20 protein-coding genes are annotated in these 20,930 nt (G+C 64.7%); 16 read left to right on the forward strand and 4 right to left on the reverse strand.

Features of this window, described 5'->3' with window-relative positions:
* The first annotated feature begins 27 nt into the window (after positions 1–27).
* The 5 genes from GGD62_RS08600 (at position 28) to neuB (ending at position 5,824) form a co-directional block, all read left to right on the forward strand.
* A complete protein-coding gene (locus GGD62_RS08600; protein WP_183707993.1) occupies positions 28–1,230 on the forward strand; it encodes an HAD-IIIA family hydrolase in 1,203 nt (400 codons plus the stop codon).
* A gap of 132 nt (positions 1,231–1,362) precedes the next feature.
* Positions 1,363–2,382 (forward strand): NAD-dependent 4,6-dehydratase LegB, encoded by a 1,020-nt coding sequence (locus GGD62_RS08605; RefSeq protein ID WP_183707994.1) that lies wholly within the window; start codon positions 1,363–1,365, stop codon positions 2,380–2,382.
* A gap of 19 nt (positions 2,383–2,401) precedes the next feature.
* Entirely contained in the window at positions 2,402–3,586 is a 1,185-nt protein-coding gene (locus GGD62_RS08610; RefSeq protein ID WP_312014253.1) for a LegC family aminotransferase, read from the forward strand.
* Positions 3,579–4,757 (forward strand): UDP-N-acetylglucosamine 2-epimerase, encoded by a 1,179-nt coding sequence (gene neuC, locus GGD62_RS08615; protein WP_183707996.1) that lies wholly within the window; start codon positions 3,579–3,581, stop codon positions 4,755–4,757. The genes GGD62_RS08610 and neuC overlap by 8 nt, the downstream gene beginning before the upstream one ends.
* Positions 4,754–5,824 carry an N-acetylneuraminate synthase gene (gene neuB, locus GGD62_RS08620; protein WP_183707997.1) on the forward strand — a complete coding sequence of 357 codons (1,071 nt, stop codon included), beginning with the start codon at positions 4,754–4,756 and terminating at the stop codon, positions 5,822–5,824. The genes neuC and neuB overlap by 4 nt, the downstream gene beginning before the upstream one ends.
* Here neuB and GGD62_RS08625 read toward each other — a convergent pair.
* Positions 5,821–6,432, reverse strand: coding sequence for an acetyltransferase (locus GGD62_RS08625; protein ID WP_183257272.1), 612 nt, complete (start codon positions 6,430–6,432; stop codon positions 5,821–5,823). The genes neuB and GGD62_RS08625 overlap by 4 nt on opposite strands.
* Before the next feature lie 177 nt (positions 6,433–6,609).
* Here GGD62_RS08625 and GGD62_RS08630 point away from each other — a divergent pair, with 177 nt between their 5' ends.
* From GGD62_RS08630 to GGD62_RS08680, 11 genes are all read left to right on the forward strand, one after another.
* On the forward strand, positions 6,610–7,659 hold the full coding sequence (locus GGD62_RS08630) for a nucleotidyltransferase family protein (RefSeq protein WP_183707999.1): 1,050 nt from the start codon (positions 6,610–6,612) through the stop codon (positions 7,657–7,659).
* A complete protein-coding gene (locus tag GGD62_RS08635) occupies positions 7,656–8,564 on the forward strand; it encodes a Gfo/Idh/MocA family oxidoreductase (RefSeq protein ID WP_183708001.1) in 909 nt (302 codons plus the stop codon). Before GGD62_RS08630 ends, GGD62_RS08635 begins: the two co-directional genes overlap by 4 nt.
* On the forward strand, positions 8,561–9,262 hold the full coding sequence (locus GGD62_RS08640) for an acylneuraminate cytidylyltransferase family protein (protein WP_183708003.1): 702 nt from the start codon (positions 8,561–8,563) through the stop codon (positions 9,260–9,262). Before GGD62_RS08635 ends, GGD62_RS08640 begins: the two co-directional genes overlap by 4 nt.
* Positions 9,263–9,275: 13 nt before the next feature.
* Positions 9,276–10,097 (forward strand): SDR family oxidoreductase, encoded by an 822-nt coding sequence (locus GGD62_RS08645; protein ID WP_183257276.1) that lies wholly within the window; start codon positions 9,276–9,278, stop codon positions 10,095–10,097.
* Positions 10,098–10,107: 10 nt separating this feature from the next.
* A complete protein-coding gene (locus GGD62_RS08650) occupies positions 10,108–11,631 on the forward strand; it encodes a hypothetical protein (protein ID WP_183708005.1) in 1,524 nt (507 codons plus the stop codon).
* Complete coding sequence (locus tag GGD62_RS08655; RefSeq protein WP_183708007.1) at positions 11,632–12,522, forward strand: class I SAM-dependent methyltransferase; 891 nt, start codon at positions 11,632–11,634, stop codon at positions 12,520–12,522.
* Positions 12,519–13,451 (forward strand): hypothetical protein, encoded by a 933-nt coding sequence (locus GGD62_RS08660; RefSeq protein WP_183708009.1) that lies wholly within the window; start codon positions 12,519–12,521, stop codon positions 13,449–13,451. The genes GGD62_RS08655 and GGD62_RS08660 overlap by 4 nt, the downstream gene beginning before the upstream one ends.
* 25 nt (positions 13,452–13,476) lie before the next feature.
* Positions 13,477–14,865 carry a surface carbohydrate biosynthesis protein gene (locus GGD62_RS08665; protein WP_183708011.1) on the forward strand — a complete coding sequence of 463 codons (1,389 nt, stop codon included), beginning with the start codon at positions 13,477–13,479 and terminating at the stop codon, positions 14,863–14,865.
* Between the two features lie 4 nt (positions 14,866–14,869).
* Entirely contained in the window at positions 14,870–16,273 is a 1,404-nt protein-coding gene (locus tag GGD62_RS08670) for a capsule biosynthesis protein (RefSeq protein WP_183708013.1), read from the forward strand.
* 11 nt (positions 16,274–16,284) lie between these two features.
* Positions 16,285–17,034 carry a glycosyltransferase family 2 protein gene (locus tag GGD62_RS08675; RefSeq protein WP_183708015.1) on the forward strand — a complete coding sequence of 250 codons (750 nt, stop codon included), beginning with the start codon at positions 16,285–16,287 and terminating at the stop codon, positions 17,032–17,034.
* Between the two features lie 254 nt (positions 17,035–17,288).
* The gene (locus tag GGD62_RS08680) at positions 17,289–18,251 is read left to right on the forward strand and encodes a glycosyltransferase family 2 protein (RefSeq protein WP_183708017.1); all 963 of its coding nucleotides are present in this window, start codon (positions 17,289–17,291) and stop codon (positions 18,249–18,251) included.
* A gap of 13 nt (positions 18,252–18,264) precedes the next feature.
* Here the strand turns inward: GGD62_RS08680 and GGD62_RS08685 are convergent, their stop codons facing one another.
* Genes GGD62_RS08685 through GGD62_RS08695 form a run of 3 tightly spaced genes read right to left on the reverse strand, consistent with a single transcriptional unit; the run spans position 18,265 to position 20,898 of the window.
* On the reverse strand, positions 18,265–19,188 hold the full coding sequence (locus tag GGD62_RS08685) for a transketolase family protein (protein ID WP_183708019.1): 924 nt from the start codon (positions 19,186–19,188) through the stop codon (positions 18,265–18,267).
* A complete protein-coding gene (locus tag GGD62_RS08690; RefSeq protein ID WP_183708021.1) occupies positions 19,185–20,003 on the reverse strand; it encodes a transketolase in 819 nt (272 codons plus the stop codon). The genes GGD62_RS08685 and GGD62_RS08690 overlap by 4 nt, the downstream gene beginning before the upstream one ends.
* Positions 19,981–20,898 carry an NAD(P)-dependent oxidoreductase gene (locus GGD62_RS08695; protein WP_183257286.1) on the reverse strand — a complete coding sequence of 306 codons (918 nt, stop codon included), beginning with the start codon at positions 20,896–20,898 and terminating at the stop codon, positions 19,981–19,983. The genes GGD62_RS08690 and GGD62_RS08695 overlap by 23 nt, the downstream gene beginning before the upstream one ends.
* Positions 20,899–20,930 lie beyond the last annotated feature (32 nt).

Consider the following 20,930-nt stretch of genomic DNA (forward strand, 5'->3'; position numbering starts at 1 on the left):
CCAACCATGCTGTGAAAAGGGCACCTCATGCTGAGACAGGCCGCGATCCTCGTCGGTGGGCTGGGCACCCGGCTGGGTGAGCGCACGAAGCTGGTTCCCAAGCCGATGCTCGACGTCGGCGGACGGCCGTTTCTCGACACGCTGATCGACGAGCTCGTGCGCTATGGCGTGTTCGATGAAATTCTCCTGCTCGCAGGCCACAAGGCGGAGATCGTCGAGACGCACTACGCCGCGGCCGTCCGGGGGCGGACGCGAATCGTCGTGTCGCGCGAGACCGAGCCGCTCGGCACCGGCGGCGCGCTCCTGCATGCGCGCGATCTGCTGCACGATCGCTTCCTGCTGCTCAATGGAGATTCCCTGTTCGACTTCAACCTGCTCGATCTGATCGCCCGCGCGCATGACGGGCGCGTGCACATGGCATTGCGTGACGGCGTCGTCGGCGATCGCTACGGGCGCGTCGTCCTCGATGGCGACATGGTGCGTGACTTCATCGCCCCGGGAGCGGGTGCGACGGGACCGGTCAATGCCGGCATCTACGTCATCGACAAGTCCGTTCTCGACGACATCGCGACGCTTCCCGCTTCGCTCGAGCAGGAGATATTCCCCGGACTTGCCAAGTCCGGCGCGCTGCGTGGCACGGCCTATCGCGGTTACTTCATCGACATCGGCATTCCCGACGATTTCGCGCGCGCCGATCGCGAATTGCGCCAGCAGCTGCGGCGGCCGGCGGTATTCTTCGATCGCGACGGCGTGCTCAACCACGATTCCGGATACACGTTCGAGACGCACAGGCTCGAATGGATCGAGGGCGCACGCGAGGCCGTGAAGGCCGTCAACGACGCCGGCTATTTTGCCTTCGTCATCACCAATCAATCCGGCGTCGCACGCGGCTATTACGAGGAGCATCACGTGGTCACGCTGCACCGCTGGATGGCGGACCAGATGGCGCTGATCGGCGCGCATATCGATGCATTCGAATATTGTCCTGATCACCCCGACGGAACCGTGGCGCGCTATTGCCGCACGAGCGACCGGCGCAAGCCGGCGCCGGGCATGATCACCGATCTCGTCAGGCGCTTCCCCGTCGACATGACACGCAGCATGGTGATCGGGGACAAGGAAAGCGACATGGAAGCGGCACAGGCGGCGGGCGTTGCGGGTCACCTGTTCGAAGGCGGGAATCTGGAGACGTTCGTGAAGCAGCGCCTGAGTCCGGCGGGCGAGGCTTAGGCGCGCCACGAAAACTGCTGCATCCCCGGGCATTTGGCAGCCCCCAAAGCCTGCTCTGTTGCGCCTAACCGCCAGTGTGCTATAGCGCCATCTTGTTGCGAATACTGGCTTAATCGCCTTTTGGGGTCCGGCATGGCAGATCTGAGGGACGCCCGCGTCCTCGTTACCGGCAGCGACGGCTTCATCGGCTCGCACGTCGTCGAGGAGCTGGTAAAGGCCGGCGCCCGCGTCAAGGCGATCGTCTATTACAACTCCTTCAACTCCTGGGGCTGGCTCGACACGATACCGGCCGACGTCATGAAGTCCGTGGAGGTGGTCGCTGGCGACATCCGCGATCCCCATTTCATGATCGCGGCTGCGAGCGGCTGCACCGACGTGCTGCACCTGGCGGCGCTGATCGCCATCCCCTTCTCCTATGTCGCACCCGATTCCTATGTCGAGACCAATGTGCGCGGCACCGTGAACGTGCTCCAGGCCGCGCGCATGGCCGGGGTGCGGCGCTTCGTTCAGACTTCGACCAGCGAGGTCTACGGCACCGCGCAGACGGTTCCGATCAAGGAGAGTCACCCGCTGGTGGGGCAATCTCCCTACTCGGCCTCGAAAATCGCCTCCGACCAGATGGCGCTGTCGTTCCAGGCTTCGTTCGACATGCCCGTCGTGGTGATCCGCCCGTTCAACACCTTTGGTCCGCGGCAATCGGCGCGCGCAGTGATCCCGACCGTGATCAGCCAGATCGCGACCGGCAAGCGCAAGATCCGCCTCGGTGCCGTCAGCCCGACGCGCGATTTCTCCTTCGTCACCGACACCGCGCGCGGCCTGATCGCGGGCCTCACGGCACCTGCGGAGCAAGTCGTCGGTCAGACCATCAATCTCGGCAGCGGTTTCGAGATCTCAGTCGGCGCGACCGCGCAGATGATCGCCGACGTCATGGGGACGGCAATCGAAATCGAGACCGACGAAGCGCGGCTGCGTCCCGCCAATAGCGAGGTCGAGCGGCTCTGGGCCGACAATTCCAGGGCACGCCAGCAGCTCGGCTGGAGTCCGGAATTCGGCGGCATCGAGGGTATGCGCCGGGGCATGGTCAAGACGGTGAACTGGTTCACCAATCCTGCAAATCTCAGCCGCTACAAGGCGGACGTGTACAATGTCTGAGGCGATGGTGGACAGTCACGTGACGAGGACAGGCTTCGACCAAAAGACGATCGTCGATGCCGTGCGACGCGCGGTGGGAACGCCGAATGGCATTCTCGGCCTGCACGAGCCGGTGTTCGCCGGCAACGAGGTCGCCTATCTGGAAGAGTGCATCAAGAGCACTTTCGTCTCCTCGGTCGGCCCCTTCGTCGATCGGTTCGAGCGCATGCTCGAGGAGGTCACCGGCGCCAAGCGCGCGGTCGCCGTCGTCAATGGCACGGCCGCGCTGCATGCCTGCTTCATTCTCGCCGGTGTCGAGCCCGGCGACGAGGTGATTTCGCCGGCGCTGACCTTCATCGCGACGACGAACGCGATCGCCTATTGCGGCGCGACGCCGCATTTCGTCGACAGCTCGCTGGAGACGCTCGGCATGGACGCGCGCGCTCTCGCGGTGCGACTGGATGCGATCGCACAGAAGACTGCGACCGGCACCATCAACCGCGAGACCGGCCGCCGCATCGCGGCGATCGCCCCGATGCACACTTTTGGCCACCCGGTCGAGCTCGACGAGATTGCCGCGATCGCCCGCGACTGGGGCATCGCGCTGGTCGAAGACGCCGCGGAATCGCTGGGATCGATCTACAAAGGCCACGTGGTCGGATCGCAGGCGCGCCTTGCAGCACTCAGCTTCAACGGCAACAAGATCGTCACCACCGGCGGCGGTGGCGCCATCCTGACCAATGACGAGGAGCTGGGCCGCCGTGCCAAGCACCTGACGACGACGGCCAAGCTGCCGCACAAATGGGCCTTCATCCACGACGAGATCGGCTTCAACTACCGCCTGCCGAACTTGAACGCGGCGCTTGGCTGCGCCCAGCTCGAGCAGCTCGACGGCTTCCTGGCAAGCAAGCGCAAATTGGCCACGGCCTATCAACGGGCCTTTGCGGACGTTCCTGGCGTCCATTTCTCGCATGAGCCAAAGGACACGACGAGCAATTACTGGCTGAATGCGATCCTGCTCGACGAGGAAAATGCCGGTCGCCGCGACGAGGTCCTCGCCGCACTCAACGACGCCGGCTTCGGCGCGCGCCCGGCCTGGACCTTGATGCACAAGCTGCCGATGTTCGCGCAAAACCCTCGCGGCGATCTTTCCACCGCCGAATCCATCGAACGCCGGCTGATCAACCTGCCCAGCAGCGCCAGCATCAGGTCCCCGGATGAATAGTGGCGCGCGAAAGATCTGCTTCGTCACCGGCAGCCGCGCCGATTTCGGGCTGTTGGTGTGGCCGATGCGCGCGATTCGGGAAACGCCCGGCCTGACACTTCAGCTCGTCGCCACCGGCATGCATTTTGCGCCGGAGTTTGGCTACACCTTCAACGCAATCCGCGATGAGGGGTTTGAGGTCGACGAGCGCGTCGAAACGCTGCTGAGCAGCGACACCGGCGCCGGCATCGCGAAATCGGTCGGCCTCGGTGTCATCGGCTTTGCCGATAGCTTCACAAGGCTTCAGCCGGATCTCGTCGTCGTGCTCGGCGACCGCTTCGAGATGTTCGCAGCCGCGCAGGCCGCGATGTTCATGCGGCTGCCGATGGCGCATCTGTTCGGCGGAGACGTCACCGAGGGCGCGGTCGACGAATCCACGCGCCACGCCATCAGCAAGATGTCGCACCTGCACTTCACCAGCAATCAGGGCTCGACGCAACGGTTGATGCAGCTTGGTGAGCACCCCTCGCGTATCCATACCATCGGCTCGGTCGGCATCGACGCCATCAAGCGTCTCGATCTGATGAATCGCCACGACATAGGCGGTGCGATCGGGATGCCGCTCGGCGAACGCAATGCGCTCATCACGTTTCACCCCGTCACGGTCGAAGCCGGGCGCTCGGTGGCGGAACTCGATGAATTGTTCGCGGCCCTGTCGACGCTCGATCCCGCCTTTCGTTTCGTGTTCACGCTCGCCAACGCCGACGCCGAAGGCCGCGCCCTGAACGCCAGGATCGAGGCTTTCGCCGCCAGCCGGCCAAACACGATCGCGGTCGCCTCGCTCGGGCAGCTTCGCTATCTCAGCTTGATGAGCCAGGTGGATTTGGTGATCGGCAATTCCTCGAGCGGCGTACTCGAAGCGCCCTCCTTCGGCGTTCCCTCCGTCGATATCGGCGACCGTCAGAAGGGACGCGAGCGCGCGGCCTCGGTATTTCACGCAGCGCCCGAGCGCGGCGCCATTGCCGCTGCCATCGCGGCAGGGCTCCGGCGCGGCCGTCGAGCCACCGTCAACCCTTACGGCGACGGCGAATCCAGCCGGCGATTCGCCGAAATCGTCACCGGCATCCCGGATTTCAGGCAGCTTCTGGTCAAGGGCTTTTACGAGCTTCCGCCAGGTGGGGCGCAGGCATGACAACGCACACGCTGATCATCGCAGAAGCCGGCGTCAATCACGACGGAAGCCTGGAGACGGCGCTGGCGCTGGTCGATGCCGCCGCAGACGCCGGCGCCGACATCGTCAAATTCCAGACCTTCAATGCGAAGGCATTGGCGGGCAGCGCGGCAAAGAAGGCCGACTATCAGCAGCGCACGACGGCCGGCGACGAAAACCAGCTTGCCATGCTGGAGCGGCTCGAGTTGCCGCGTGCCGCGCATCACACGTTGATCGAACGCGCCAGGGAACGCGGCATCGAATTTCTGTCGACGCCGTTCGACGACGCTTCACTCGCCTTCCTGCTGTCGCTGAAACTGCCGCGCATCAAGATCGGATCGGGCGATCTCACCAACGCTCCGCTGCTGCATGCGGCGGCGAGGGCCGGCGCGACGCTGATCCTGTCGACCGGCATGGCAACGCTCGGCGAGATCGAGGAGGCCCTGGGCGTGCTTGCGCATGGCTACGGCCCATCCGGCGGGCCACCCGGCATTGCCGCCTTCCGCGCGGCGTGGCGCGATCCGGCAGCGCGCACGGCGCTCGCACAGCATGTGAGCCTGCTCCATTGCACGACCGAATATCCCTGCCCCATCGGCGACGTGAACCTCGCGGCGATGGCGACGATGCGGTCCGCTTTCCAGCTTCCTGTCGGCTACTCCGATCACACCGACAGTTTCGAGGTTTCGGTGGCCGCCGTCGCGCTCGGCGCGACGATCATCGAGAAGCACCTGACACTCGACCGCAAGGCGCAAGGCCCCGATCACGCGGCCTCACTCGAGCCGGACGATTTCAGGCGCATGGTCGCCGCCATCCGCAACGTCGAACGCGCGCTTGGTGACGGCGTGAAGTCGCCAAAGGACTCCGAGATCAGGAACGTCCCTGTGGCGCGCAAGAGCATCGTTGCGGCGCGCGCGCTGATGGCCGGCGAGACCATCGGCCCCACCGACATCACCGCAAAGCGACCGGGCGCAGGCCGGCCACCGATCGACTACTGGTCGCTGGTCGGAACGGCCGCGCCTCGCGCGCTCGAGCCCGACGATCCGCTTTAGCCTTGCGGCTTTGCCGGAACCCCGCGAAGAACGGACCCCGGCGCACATGGAGCCGTAACCACCGATCCCATCGCGACCAGCGTATCGTTGCCAATCGCGATGTGGTCCCTGACCCGGCTGCCCAGACCGATGAAGCAGTTCTCTCCGATCCTCGCGCCTCCGCCGACCACGGTTCCCGGCGACAGATGCGTGCAATCACCGATCCGCACGTCATGCTCGACGACGACGGCGGAATTGATGATGCAGTGATCGCCGATCCGGCTCCGTGCATTGACGATCGCGCCCGGCATGACGACGGTACCTGCACCGATCGTGGCTGAGGGCGAGACGATCGCGCGCGGATGAATCACGGACGCCCAGCGCCTGACCTGCATGCGGCCGATCATCTGCCGGCGTGCGGGGCCCGCCTGCATCGATCCGATTCCCACCACGAAGGCGGCATCGGGATACTCTGGCGCGGCATCGTCGGTTCCGAGATAGCTGACGTCGCCGAGCGTTCCGGGCTGGCGATCGAGGAAGCCGACGACCTTGAACTGGCCGGACAGCAGCGCCGCCTCGTAGACCATGACGGCATGCTCGCCGCCGCCGATGATGATGAGATCGTCCATCCCGATTCCCTTGCGCGGGGCAATCTTACCGGGGGTACCGCGGGTCTTCAAACCGTTGATTCGGACAGGGCGGTTCAGGGGATGTCGTTGGGGTTGACGCCGCCTCTCGCAGCCGCGATATAGCAGGCTCAGCCGTGGGCCGCCCCCCAATATCTGGCGTATACGAGGCAGATTGCCATGAAATCCTGGCGTAAGGCCGTCGTTGGAACACAGGCGAGCGTGGGCGAGGCCATTGCTGCCATCGAGAGCGGAAGCATTCAGATTGCGCTCGTGCTCGACGACCAGAACCGCCTGCTTGGCGTTGTCACCGACGGCGACGTGAGGCGCGGCCTGCTGCGCGGCATCCCGCTCACCGGGCTCGCGACCGACATCATGAACCGCGCGCCGGTGTCGGCTTCAGCGACGCTGCCGCGCGAGGATCGCCTGCAGCTGATGCGGCAGAAGTCGATCAAGCAGCTTCCGCTCGTCGACGAGGGCGGCCATCTGGTCGTGGTCGAGACGCTCGACGAACTGCTCGAACCGGCTCACTATCAAAACCCTGTCCTGATCATGGCGGGCGGCCTCGGCGAACGCCTGGGCGCGCTGACGCGCGACATGCCGAAGCCGATGCTCAATGTCGGCGGCCGGCCGCTGCTCGAGACGATCGTCCGCAACGTCGTGCAGCAGGGCTTTGGCAACATCTTCATTTCGGTCAACTACAGGGCCCAGACGATCAAGGACTATTTTGGCGATGGCGCCGCCTTCGGCGCCACGATCCAGTACGTCCACGAAACGGAACGACTGGGGACTGCAGGCGCGCTCGGCCTCTTCAAGACGCCGCCGGCTCTGCCCATGATCGTCACCAACGGCGACATCCTCACCACGATCAACTACGGCGCCCTTCTCGACTTCCATAACGCAACGCCGGCGGAAGCGACGATGGCCGTGCGCGAGCACAAGGTGCACGTGCCCTATGGCGTGGTTTCCACGTCGGACGGTTTTCTCGATGCCATCCGCGAGAAGCCGACCGAGAGCTGGTTCGTCAGTGCCGGCATCTATGTGATCGGCCAGTCCGTCTTCAGAAATGTCACGCCGGGCGTCAGCATCGACATGCCGACCGTGCTGGAACGCGTGATCGCCGGCAAGGGGCGGGTCGCGGTCTATCCCATTCGCGAATACTGGCTCGATATCGGCCGCCTTGAGGATTTCGAGCAGGCCCATGCGGAGTTTCACGAGGTCTTCCCGTGACCTCCACAAAAGCCGTCGTGGTTGGCCTCGGCTCGATCGGCACAAGGCATGCGCGCATCCTGCGCGAGCTTGGCCTAGGGGTCGCGACCGTCAGCCGCCGCGAAGGCGGCGACTACGGATCGATCGCGCAGGCCGTCGCGGGCGCGCATCCGGACTACGTGGTGATCGCCACCGAGACCGCGCGCCATGCGGACAATCTGAAGGAGCTCGCGCAGGCCGGCTTCCACGGCAACGTGCTTGTCGAAAAGCCGCTGTTCGCAACACCGGCAGCACCCCCGAAATATCCGTTTGCCCGTGTCAGCGTTGGATACAATCTGCGCTTCCACCCGGTCATGACGGCGCTTGCCGAGACATTAAGCGGCCGCGACGTGATCACGGTCGCCGCCTATGTCGGCCAGGACATCAGGGACTGGCGGCCCGGCCGCGATCATCGCGCGACCGCATCCGCCACGGCCGACGCCGGAGGCGGCGTGCTGCGTGATCTCAGCCACGAACTGGACTATCTCCTGTGGCTGTTCGGGCCGTGGCATCGCGTCGCAGCGCTCGGCGGCGCGTCCGGCGCCCGCGACATCGACGTCGACGACCACCTCGACCTGCTGCTCGATATGCAGCGGGCGCCATCGGTCCACGTCCACATGGACTATCTCGACCGCCAGGGAATCCGCCGCATTCGGGTCAATGTCGACGATGACACCATCGAAGCCGATCTCGTCGGCAGCCGCCTTGCGATCAATGGCAAGGCAACGGAGATCCCCAGCGACCGTGACCAGAGCTATCGCGACATGCATGTCGCGGCGATGCGTGGCGCGAGCCCGGCTTGCTCGCTGCCCGAGGCGCTCGGGGTCGTGCATCTGATCGACGCCAGCGAGCGTGCTCTGCGCACCAAGACCTGGATATCGCCATGAGCGCCCTCTGCACCATCTGCGCGCGGGGTGGCTCGAAAGGGGTCGTCGGCAAGAATGCACGCGATCTCCTGGGCAGGCCCGTGCTCGCCTGGAGCATCGCGCAGGCGCGCGAGACTGGCCTGTTCGACGCGATCGCCTTCAGCAGCGATTCGGACGCGCTGCTTGAGGCTGCCCTGAAGGCCGGCGTCGACATCGCGGTCAAACGTCCGGACGAGATGGCGACCGATACCGCACCGAAGCTGCCGGCGATCCGCCACTGTCTCGAGCAGGCCATCGCGCAAACGGGCCGGACGCCGGAAATCTTCGTCGACCTCGACGTCACCTCGCCGCTCCGCCTGGCCTCCGACATCACCGGTGCAGTCGCGCTGCTGCGCGAGAGCGGCGCGCGCAACGTCATCACGGGCGCGCCGGCGCGACGCTCGCCCTATTTCAACCTGGTCGAGCAGCGCGCCGATGGCAGTGTCGGCCTCTCCAAAACCGCCGAGCCTCCGATCACACGCCGGCAGGATGCGCCGCGCTGCTTCGACATGAACGCGTCGATCTATGTCTGGCGTGTCGCGTCCTTCCTGGAGCAGCCTTCGGTGTTCTATCCGGATACTCGCCTGTTCGAAATGCCGGAAGAACGCTCGATCGACATCGATTCCGATCTCGATTTTGCCCTGGTGGAACTGCTACTGCGCCAACGACTGCCGGCCTGAGGAGCTTCAAGCGATGACCACGAGCTTCAAGGCTCTGTTCGATCTGACCGGCCGAACCGCCGTCGTCACCGGGGGATGCGGCATCCTCGGACGTCGCTTCGCCGAGGGCCTTGCCGAGTTTGGCGCCAACGTCGCGATCGTTGATCTCGATCAGGCCGCGACCGATGCTGCGGCAGCCGACGTCGCCTCGCGCCATGCCGTGCGCGCCAAAGGTTATGGCTGCGACATTACCGAGCCAAGTTCCGTCCGCAACACGGCCGATGCGATCGAAGCGGACCTCGGACCGGTCTCGATCCTGCTCAACAACGCCGCCAGCAAGACCCGCGACGTCGACGCCTTCTTTGCACCCGTCGAGAAGTTCTCGCTGGACACCTGGCGGGAGATCATGGCGGTCAATCTCGACGGCATGTTCAACATAGCGCAAGTGTTCGGGGGCCGAATGGCCGAACGTGGCTACGGCGCCATCGTGCAGACCGCCTCGATCTACGGCCTGATGGCGCCCGACCAGCGCATCTACGAAGGCTCCGAATATCTCGGCCGCGCCATCAACACGCCCGCGGTCTACACCGCGTCCAAAGCCGGCGTCATCGGCCTGACCAAGCACCTGGCGACCTACTGGGCGGCGAAGGGCGTTCGCGTCAACACCCTCACCCCGGGCGGGGTGGAGAGCGGGCAGAACGACACCTTCAAGGCGCGCTATGGGGCCCGTATCCCGCTCGGCCGCATGGCTCGCGCGGACGAGATGGTGGGGACGATGCTGTTCCTGGTGTCGGATGCAGCGTCCTACGTGACTGGCCAGAACATCGCCGTCGACGGCGGTCTGAGCGCCTGGTAGCAAAACATCGATGATCAAGCGCCTGATCCAGAATACGGTGATTTCGGCGCTTGCCTTCGGCGTGGCCGCCTTGCTGGGCCTTGCGGTCATTCCACTGATCATCGGGACCTGGGGGGTGACCGAGTTCGGCCTCATCGTCATCTCGCGGCTGCTGCTTCCCAGCGGCATGATGGCGGTGCTCGACCTCGGTCTGTCCGAGGTCGCCACCCAGGTCGTCGCGCGCGCAAGAGAGCACCGCAATTGGACGCAGGCCAGTCGCCAGATCGCGTTCTTGGGGGTGGTCTCCATGGCTCTCACCTTGATCCTCAGCGCCACCATATGGTTTGCGACGCCGCTGTTCGTCATCGTGATGAAGGTTGACGCCGTCCATGTGGAGACGTTCACCCGGATCATGCACTACACGGCCCTCGCCAATCTGATCTTCGTTCCGGCGCTGGTGTGGGAAGGTACCGTCAAAGGCTTCGAGCGCTACAACCTGCTCCGTGTTGCGGAGGTCACGTCAACGGCAGCCTATGTCGGCCTGACATTCGCAGCCTCGTGGGCGGCGGCAGGCTTTGAAATGGTCGCCTACATTTATCTCGCCACGCTGGTGGCCCGCGCCGTCGTCATTGGAATTGCCGCGTTCGTCGCGCTGCGGCACAAGCACGTGCGGTTGCTGCCGTGGACCCCGGACATCCGGCAGGATATTCTGCACCGCTGCCTGCTGCTGCTGCAGGGCAAACTGATGGGCGGCATTTCCGGACCGCTTCAGCCGTTCCTGATCGGATTGCTGTTCGGGCCCAAGGCGGTCGGCACCTATGACGCGCTGGTGCGATTGTCGCGGGTTTCCAAAGTCGTTGTCAGCCTTCTGACATCCGCCTTGCTTCCCGTTGCCAGCCGCCTCGACGAGCGCGGCAGCGCGACGTCGTTCCAGCGCCTCGGCGACCTCGGCCTCGTCATGATGCCGATGTTCGTGGTGCCGCCGCTTGCCGCGACCGCGATCCTCTCGCCGGAGATCATGAATATCTGGATCGGTCCCCTCCTTGCGCCCTACGCGTTCTGGATGGGCCTGAGCTTCCTGGTTCCCATCTGTAGCCAATATGTGGCGATCGGCAGCCTGATCTTCCTGACTCGGCCGGAGGTGCAGTCCAGGCTCAACAGGCTGATAGCCGTTCAGCTTCTGATCTGGGCGGCGGTCTCCGCTGCGACCTTGCACCTGTTCGCGGAACGCGCCCTGATCCTCGGCCAGGTCATCGGCAGTATCCTCATTCTGCCCTTTCAGCTGGGAGAGTTGCGCGGTGCACTCGAACTCGACCGCAATCGCTTCGCGAAGGTCATCGGAACCCAGTTCGCAATCCTTATCCTGGCAAGCATTTTTCTAGCAACAATTGCAGGTTACATTCGGTTCGACAGCGTGCTAAAGCTCGCGCTCGGTTCCATGGTTTTCTGTCTGATTACCTGGACGCTCCAATACTTCCTCGTGCTCGAAAAGCGGCACCGGACTGTATTTCCAGCGGTCGGACAACTGATGGGACTGACATCCAAAAGCAGTTGAATGAACATCCACGCGACAGACACGAAAGCCGTCATCTCAGATTTCGCTCCGGCGTCGTTGTCGGACAAGGCGACGACTTATGCGCTGGATGCGGCAAGGAGCATCGGCCGTTTCGCGATGCGCCGCGTCAAACGCACGGCCGACGTCGTTGATTCCGAGTACAATCTATCGCATTGGCAGCGAACGCTGTCGGAAAAGGCCTGGACGAAGACCTCAAGCATCGGCGAATTCCTGATCCCGAAGAACCCCGCGCGGGGTCTTCGCAAGGTCGACAATCAGATCTGCAGGGTCGCGGCCGACGACTATTATCGCTATCGCGCCAGGGCCCTCGGCGAACTGCTCGCGCGGCACACGGGCGGCGCCACCGAGATCGTCGAGCTCGGCGCTGGCTGCGGCATCAACCTGCTGTCACTTCACCTCAATCATCCCGACTGGAGGCTGCGCGGGTTCGACATCGCGCCGAACGGCGTGGCAGCGGGCCGCGAGATCGCAGCCCATTATGGCCTGTTGGACCGGATATCGCTCGACAGGATCGACCTGACCGACGGCGACGACCCGAACTACGCTGCGATCAGGGACCAGGTTGTTTTCACCTACTTCTGCATCGAGCAAATTCCTTATGACGTGCGCAAGGTGGTGGACAACATCATTGCTGCGCGGCCGAAACGCGTCATCAACATCGAGCCGACGACGGAGCTGCTGAATCTCGCAAGTCCGCGAGATATCGTCAGCTTCCTGTACATCCGCTCGGTCGACTACCAAACGCAGCTGTTCTCGACGCTCGACGATTACGAGCGACAGGGCCGCGTCCGCGTCTTGGCGCGCGAACGCATGCCGTTCGCGCCGACGATCCACAATGATGGTTTTTTGTATTGCTGGGAGCCCACATGACAACCGTCGACACGACGGCTGATCGGCCTGCCCCGAAGAAGGCGAAGATCAGCCAGTTCCGCCGCCTGCTGTGGCACGTCAACCGCACCGATCTCGGTTGGGTGCTGAAGGCGGCTCTGACCAGCCTGCAATTGCCGGCCCGCGCCAAGCGGGTCGCGCTGCTGAAGCAGCTTCCGACGAAGCCCGAATGGGCCGAGGCCAGCCGCAAGCTCGACAAGGACGGTTACGTCGACGTGTCCGCGATCGTCGATCGCAGCCTCGCGGAAGCCGTCGCATCGTTCGCCGACGGCAAGGTGAACCGCCTCCAGGAGCTGGTCGGCCGGCAGAAGGAAGGGCACAAATCGTTCTGGGTCAGCCTGCTCGACGAGGATCTCGTCAACGGCGCCTTTGCCACCGACCATCCGTTCGTGCGCTACGCCCTGCAGCCGGCAGCGCTGCGCATCATCGGCGACTTCATGCATGACCTGCCGCAATTGTCGGACGTGGTGCTGACGTTGTCGCAACCGACACCGAACCAGGCGTTAAGCTTCTCCCAGCTGTGGCATCTCGACCACGACGACAAACGCGTCTGCAAGCTCTTCATCTATCTGACCGACGTTCAAAACACCGCCGACGGTCCGTTCACCTTCATTCCGGCCGGGCCGTCAAAGGCGTTCCGCAACTCGCTGAAGAGCCACATGAGCGATGCGCAGGTGTTCGCCAAGACCGGTCCCGACGCCGTCAAGGAAATGATCGCGCCCCGCCTGTCGTCCTTCATCGTCAACACGGCTCGCTGCCTGCACATGGGCAGCCGGATCCAGTCGGATCACAGCCGCTTGCTGTACACGGCAACCTACATCCAGCAGCCGCGCATCTTTCCCGAACCGCCGGCGCGTTTCCGCGCGGTCGGTGCCCTGACGGACCTCGAGCGCACCGTGATGCGGCTCTGACACGGACCTGCCGGGAGCTCACATCTTGCGCATAGGCCTGGTGGTCGATCACCCCAAGCGTGACCTGCCGGGGGCAGTCATGCTTGGTTATCAACTCGCGCGGCGCGGCGTCTCCGTCGCGCTGGTGCCGATGTACGAGCAGGCCGTCGATGTCCCTCGGCTCGGGCTGGACGCACTGGTCGTCAACTACGCGCGTCCCGTCAATCTCGACCTGATGCGCAGCTTCGCCAGGGCCGGCCTCGCGCTGTACGTGCTCGATACCGAAGGCGGCGTGCTTGCGGAAAAGGGCGGCAACTCACCGCCGGCGATGGCCGCCCACATCAAGGGCAGCGGCTACGCCGACATCCTGGCGGGCTATTTCTTCTGGGGCAACCGGCTGCACGACGCCTTCCTGGCCGCCGGAACCATGAAGCCCGAGCAGCTTCACCTCACCGGATGCCCGCGCTTCGACTTTGCAGCCCCACGCTGGCGCGCGTTGCTCGACGGCGAGCCGCGCGGCTATCTGCTCGTCAACGCCAACTTTCCGCTGGTCAATTCGCGGTTCACCGGCAAGCCGGGTGGCGAGCGCGAGGCGATGGTGCGGGCCGGTTGGGATGGCGCCTATGTCGATCGTTTCATCGCGGACCTGAAGCAGGTCTTCACCAACTATCTCGCCGAGCTCGACCGGCTCGCCGCCGCGCGGCCCGACCGCAGCATTCTCGTGCGCCCGCATCCCTTCGAGAGCGAGGACGTCTATCGCAACGCGCTCGCGCGGCATGGCAACGTCCTGATCGACGGCACCGGCAGCGTGCTCGACCGCATCCGCAATGCGGCCGCGGTGATCCATCTCAATTGCGGGACGGCCGTCGAATCGGTGTTGCTCGGAAAGCTGCCGCTCCAGCTTGAATATCTGAACACGTCGGTCACCGCCGGCCATGCCGCACTGCCCGCGCGCGTGAGTCGCCCGGTCGCTTCGTTCGACGAACTGCTCGGCACCATCGATCACATCGAACGGGAGACCGAGACCTTCGACTTCGCCCGCGTTCACGCCGCCGATATCGAGGCCTTCTTCCACCTCAATGACGGAAAAGCCGCCGAACGTGTCGCCGATGTCCTGACCGGCGTAGCGAGCTCGCGCCGGCCTTACGTCTCGCTGCTCGCGACCGTGAAGGGAACGCGCGCCAAGCCGAGCCTCGGCCAAATCGTCAAGGGCGCCGCCAGCGCCGCGCTCGGCTCTGCCGTCACGGAGCGGCTGCGCAGCCAGTTCAACCCCGCCCGGCGCGACAAGCGGATCGCACCGCCCTTCGTCCAGACCCTGCTTCAGCGCATCGCCGCTCACGATCAGGCGAGCCCGTCTCAATTCACGGCAAGACGCGCGCATTGCGCGACGACGGGCTTGCCGCTCGCAAGTATTGCGATCGAACACGCCCAATAGAGCCATGGCCACACCTGCAAAGACGATTCTCATCACCACGCTTGCCGAATACCAGACCCGGTTCTGGATTCCGGTCGCGCAACGGTTGCGCACGGCAGGCCATGATGTCGAGTTGCTGGCCTTCGACGACCGCAGCGCGGAGATGTCGACGTCCGAAGGCGTTCCGGTCACGAACATGTATCGCGAGGGCCTCAAGGCCGGCCCCGCGCCCGACGATCGCAAAGCGTTCGACGCGCGCGTTGCGGCCTACGGGCTCGACGGGACCAATTTCCTGTTCAGCCATGAGCGTTTCACTTTCGGCATCCGCGACACCGCGGCACTGCGCCGGCGCTTCATGATCTATGCCAATGCGATGGAGACCGTGCTCGACCGGCTGGAGACGCAAGGCAAGGGCGTCGAACTGGTGCAGGAGCTCGGCGGCTTCCTTTCGGTGATCGCGAGCTTCTACGCCGCCAGGCGCCGCAACATCCGCAACTGGTTCATCGAACCCTCTTTCTTTCGTGGCCGGATGTACTTCACACCCGACACTCTCGGCGCACCCGACGTGATGCGAACGCCGGCGGACGCCGTGTCATCGGAGGTGCGCGCCTATCTGGACGACACACTGACGCAGCGCGCGATCGTCATCCCCAAGAAGGATCAGCACCATTATTCGGCGGCCTTCAAGAAGGTCGTCAACCTGCGCAACGCGCGCCGCCTCACCGAGAAGCTGTGGGACCAGTTCGCGCTCAGCAAGCACCAGGAGTTCGGGCACAATCTGCGCCACGCCCGGGTACACGCCGCGATGGCGCTCAACGCGACGCGGCTGCGCAAGCTCTATAAGCCGATCCCCGAGGCGCCCTTCGTCTACTATCCGTTCCATGTCCCTGCCGACATGGCGCTGACGTTGCGCTCCCCGGACTATCTCGATCAGGTCGCGACCGTCGACTTCCTGCTGCGCACCATCCCGGATTCGCATGTGCTCGTGGTGAAGGAACATCCGGCGCAGATCGGCGCGATCTCGGCGGATCGCCTGTTCGAACTGGCGCGCAGGTTCGACAATTTCGTGCTGCTGCCACCGCAGACCAACAATTACACCGTGCTCAATCGCGCCGATGCGGTCATCTCCGTCAACAGCAAGTCGGGCGCCGAGGCACTGCTGCTCGGCAAGCCGGTCGTGGTGATGGGCGATGCGTTCTACCGCTCCTGCCCGCTGGTCTTTGCGGTCGATCGTCTGGCCGATGTGCCCTCACGCCTGCGCGAGGCACTCTCCACCGGGCCGTTCGATCCGGCCAAAGGCGCGCCCTATTTCGAGTCCGCCTGGCGCCGGTCTTTTCCGGGCGAGCTCTATATCAGCGATCCCAAGCTGCTCGACATTTTTGCGGCCTCCTTGCGCGCGGCCATCGCCGAGCCGGCCGGTGCGAACTGAACGGACCCATCATGCCGCTCGTCTCGATCATCACACCGTCCTGGAATGTCGAAGGCCTGATCGAGGAGACGATCCGCTCGGTGCAGAGCCAGACCTTCACCGATTGGGAACTCCTGATCGCGGACGACTGCTCGACCGACAGCACGCCGGCGATCATCGCTGACATCAGCGAGCGTGACCCGCGCGTCAAGCTGATCCGGATGCCGAAGAACGGCGGCCCGGCGCTTGCGCGCCAGGCGTCGATCGACGCCGCGCAGGGCCGCTATCTCGCCTTCCTCGACAGCGACGATCTGTGGCTGCCCGAAAAGCTCGAGCGGCAGCTCGCCTTCGCAAAGGCGAGGCAGGCTGCCCTCAGCTACACCGCCTTCCGCCGCATCAACGAGGCCAACACCGTCACCGGACGGCTGATCGAGGTGCCGTCCTCGCTCACCTATGGCCAGCTCCTGGAGAACACCGCGATCGCGACGCTGACCGCGATGGTCGACTGCGAGATCGCCGGCCCCATCGCGATGAAGAACGAGGGCTATGACGATTTCTGTTTGTGGCTCTCGATCCTCAAGCGCGGCCACACCGCCTACGGCCTCAACGAGGACCTCGCGCGCTACCGCGTCAGGGGCTCCTCGGTCTCCAGCCGTCCGGCACGCTCGGCCAAATGGGTCTGGCAAATCTACCGCAACGTCGAGCAACTCTCGCTGATCAGATCGGCTTGGTGTTTTGCCCATTGGGGTACGCGGGCCTGGCTGAAACGGCGGGAATTCTAGTGACGCCGGCGGCCCGGCACGCAGCCGCCTTGCAACAGCCGGAAATGGACATTGCGACCTGAATCGGTTGTCTCTAGTCTGACCTGGATTGGAGGGGCTTTGCGTGTACGATCAAGGTGTCATTGCGCTGGCAGCGCAACTCCTCGCCAGGTCTGGGCGGGCTGGACGCCGTGCAGTCTGTTGCCTGCAAAAATCCGCCGTCCGTGCCGCTGGCACGCCGCGATGACCTCCTGCCCTGCTCCAGAGACACCAACGTGAAAACAATCAGCGTCATCACGCCCTGCTACAATGAAGAGCTCAACATCAGGGATTGCTATGAGGCGATCCGGAAGATCTTCGACGACGAGCTTCAGGGTTATCGGCGCGAGCATATTTTCTGCGACAACGCCTCGGACGACCGCACAGTCGAGATCCTGCGTGAGATCGCCGCGCAGGATCCATCGGTGAAAGTCATCGTCAACGCGCGCAATTTCGGGCCGTTGCGCAACACCTATAACGGGGTGATGGCAAGCAGCGGGGACGCCGTTCTGCTGTTCATGCCGGCGGACCTTCAGGACCCGCCCGAGCTGCTGCCCCAGTTCGTCAAGCTGTGGGAGGCCGGCAACGAGATCGTCTACGGCATCCGCGCCTCACGCGAGGAAGGGCGGCTGATGCGCGGCGTCCGCAACGCCTACTACCGCGTGCTGACCAGATTCTCCGAGCTCAAGGTGCCTCCGGGAGTCGGCGACTTCCAGCTTGTCGACAGGCGTGTTGTCGAGGCCATGCGGCACGTCCGTGACGCCTATCCATTCATGCGAATGATGACGTTCGAATGCGGCGGTCGCATGGTCGGCGTGCCCTACACCTGGCGCGAGCGCAAGAAGGGGTTTTCGAAGAACCGAGCCAGCGCGCTGATTGATCAGGGCCTCAACGGGCTGGTGTCCTTCACCACCGCGCCGGTCCGATTCGGCCTGTTCGCGGGCTTTCTGATCTCGGCCGTGAGCATCGCATACGCGATCGTCAACTTCATCATCGGCCTGGTGCTTTATCAGAAGCTCGCCGAACCTGGCATCCTCACCCTGATCGTCGCCATGTTCTTCTTCGGCGGCGTACAGCTGTTCTTCATGGGCATGATCGGTGAGTACGTTCTTGCGATCTACGGACAGGTGCGCGAGAAGCCCGTGGTGTTCGAGCGCGAGCGCGTCAATTTCGATCCCTCACCGCCGCCCGGCGCGTGACGCGCAGGCAGCGTCAGCGCTTCGCCAGAGATTGCTCGACCCGCGCGGCGATCGCCTCAGCCGAGAGGCCCGCGGCATCGAGCAGCGCCTCGCGCGACCCCGCGCTCGACGTCTTCCCTCCCTGCTCGGGAATGCCCATGCCCGTAATCGGCGGCCGCACCGCGTCTGCGGCAAACGCGCCCGCCACCAGGCTGAACAGGCCGCCGCGCAGGATGTGCTCTTCCAGCGTCACGATGAGTGAGGCCTCGCGCACGGCGTCGCGGATCGCGACCTCGTCGAGCGGCTTCAGACAGGAGACACTGACCACGCCGACGTCCCTGCCGCGCCCGGCGAGTTCGCTGGCGGCCTCCAGCGCACGAGAGGCGATCGGACCGGACGCGAGGATAACGATCTCCCGTCCCTCACGCAAAATCCTGGGCTTGCGCAGATCGGTCACAGCGGCGCCGAGATTCGGCTCCCCCTGACGGCTGAGCCGCAGATAAGAGGGCTTGCCGCTTCCTGCGATCAGACGCGTCGCAGCCCGCACCTCCATGGGATCGCAGGGCACGAACACCTCGATGCCCGGCAGCATCGACATGATCCCCGCATCCTCGAGCGCGTGGTGGGTGTAGCCCTGGCTGCCATAGGCATAGCCGGCGCCCACCGCCACGACCTTGACGTCGGCACCGTGGTAGCAGACGTCATTGCGGAGTTGCTCGAGGCAGCGCAGCGTCGGGAAATTTCCGATCGAGTAGATGAAGACGGTCTTGCCCGACAGGGCGATGCCGGCGGCGATCCCCGCCATGTTCTGCTCGGCCACTCCGACATTGAGATAGCGATCGGGAAACTTCGCCGCGAACGGCTCCAGCACGGAGTAGCCGAGATCGCCGCAGAGCAGCCAGATGTCGGGGTTTTCGCTTGCAGCCTGCGACAGGCTCTCGATGAACGTTGTCCTCATGCGCCGACCTCGGCCAGCGCCTGCGCGAGCAGCTCATCCGAAGGCGAGCGGTAGTGCCATTCGAGCTTGTTCTCCATGAAGCTCACGCCCTTGCCCTTCACGGTGTGGGCGATCACGACGGTCGGCCGACCCGACGCCGCGGGTACGCCGCCCAGCACACGCTCGAGCGCAGTGAGGTCGTGGCCGTCGATCTCCTCGACCTGCCAGCCGAACGCTTTCCATTTCTCGGCAAACGGATCCAAGTTCAACACCTCGGCGACCGAGCCGAAACTCTGGATCTTGTTGAAGTCGACGATGACGCAGAGATTGTCGAGCTTGTGATGGGGCGCGAACAGGATGCCCTCCCAGTTCGAGCCCTCGTCGCATTCGCCGTCGCTGAGCAGGCAGAACACGCGGCTGCCCGCACCCGCATTTCGCGCGGCCAGCGCCATACCGATTGCAATCGGCAGGCCATGGCCGAGCGAGCCGGTCGAAACCTCGACGCCGGGCACGGCGTGGCTGACATGCCCGGTGAAGATCGAACCGTCGCGGCAATAGGTGTCGAGCTCGGCCAGAGAAAAGAAACCGCATTCGGCAAGAGTAGCGTACATGATCGCCGTGGCGTGGCCCTTGCTGAGCACGAAGCGATCGCGGTTCGGGCTTTGCGGCTCGGCGGGATCGACGCGCAGGATCCGCGTGTACAGCACCGCCAGGATGTCCGCCATCGAGAGGCAACCGCCGATATGGGAGGCCTTCGCGGCATGCACCATGCGCAACGCGTGCGCACGAATCCGTCGCGCGAATTCTTTCGGCTCAGGAAGATTTGGTCGCGTCATGCCACTCTACCGTCTCGCGTAGTCCCTGATCCAACGGCACTTCGGGCTTCCAGCCCAAGGCAAGCATGCGCGAAACGTCCGCAGCGAGGACCATAACCTGATCGGGCCGATACGCCAACTCGCCGAAGCCGAGAGCGGCGCCGGGGTCGACGAGATCGCGCAGCTGCGTCACCGTCTCACGCAGTGGCGGCGCGTCCGCACTGCCGACGTTGAAGATGCCGCTCGCCGCTTCATGCGTGATCGCCAGCCGGAAAGCGCTCGCGGCGTCGCGCGCGTGCAGAAATCCCCAGCGCTGCTCGCAGGCCGTCAGCGCCATACGATGTCCCGAGCGCAGGTTCCGAATCATGCTCGGGATCAGCCAGTGATCGGCGTCCTTCGGGCCGTAGGTCGAGAAAATCCTGAGCCATGCGGCACGCAGGCCGCGCTCCTCGCACAGGCGCATCGCCATCGATCCGGCCGCGAGCTTGGCCATACCGTACAATGTCGTCGGCCGTGGCGCGTCGTCCTCCCGGATCGGACGATCATAGGGTCCGTACTCCGCCTGCGATCCGGCTCCGACGAAGATCCTGGCGCCGGCCTCGGCCGCGAGCTGGGCGAGGCCTACCGTATCCGCCACATTGACGGCCTGAACCGGGCTGTTGCGATCGCTGCCTGCGACGCCGCGCCAGGCCATGTGCACGACGGCGTCCGGCGCGAACTCCCCCAGCGCTCCCCGTAGCCCCTCCGGATGCTCCAGGCTGCCCGGGATCACGTGCAGCCGGTCATGAAGCTGCCCGAGGCGCCAATAGGAACTTGCCGGCCGCAACAGGACGGCCACCTCGTGCCCCCGCGCCATGAGGTCCGCAACGAGATAGGAGCCCAGAAAACCGCTCGCGCCGGTGGCAAAAACACGCATAAGCCCCGGGTAGATCAGCTACCCCGGCCCCG

The sequence above is a fragment of the Bradyrhizobium sp. ERR14 genome (assembly GCF_014198235.1).
Classification (GTDB): domain Bacteria; phylum Pseudomonadota; class Alphaproteobacteria; order Rhizobiales; family Xanthobacteraceae; genus Bradyrhizobium.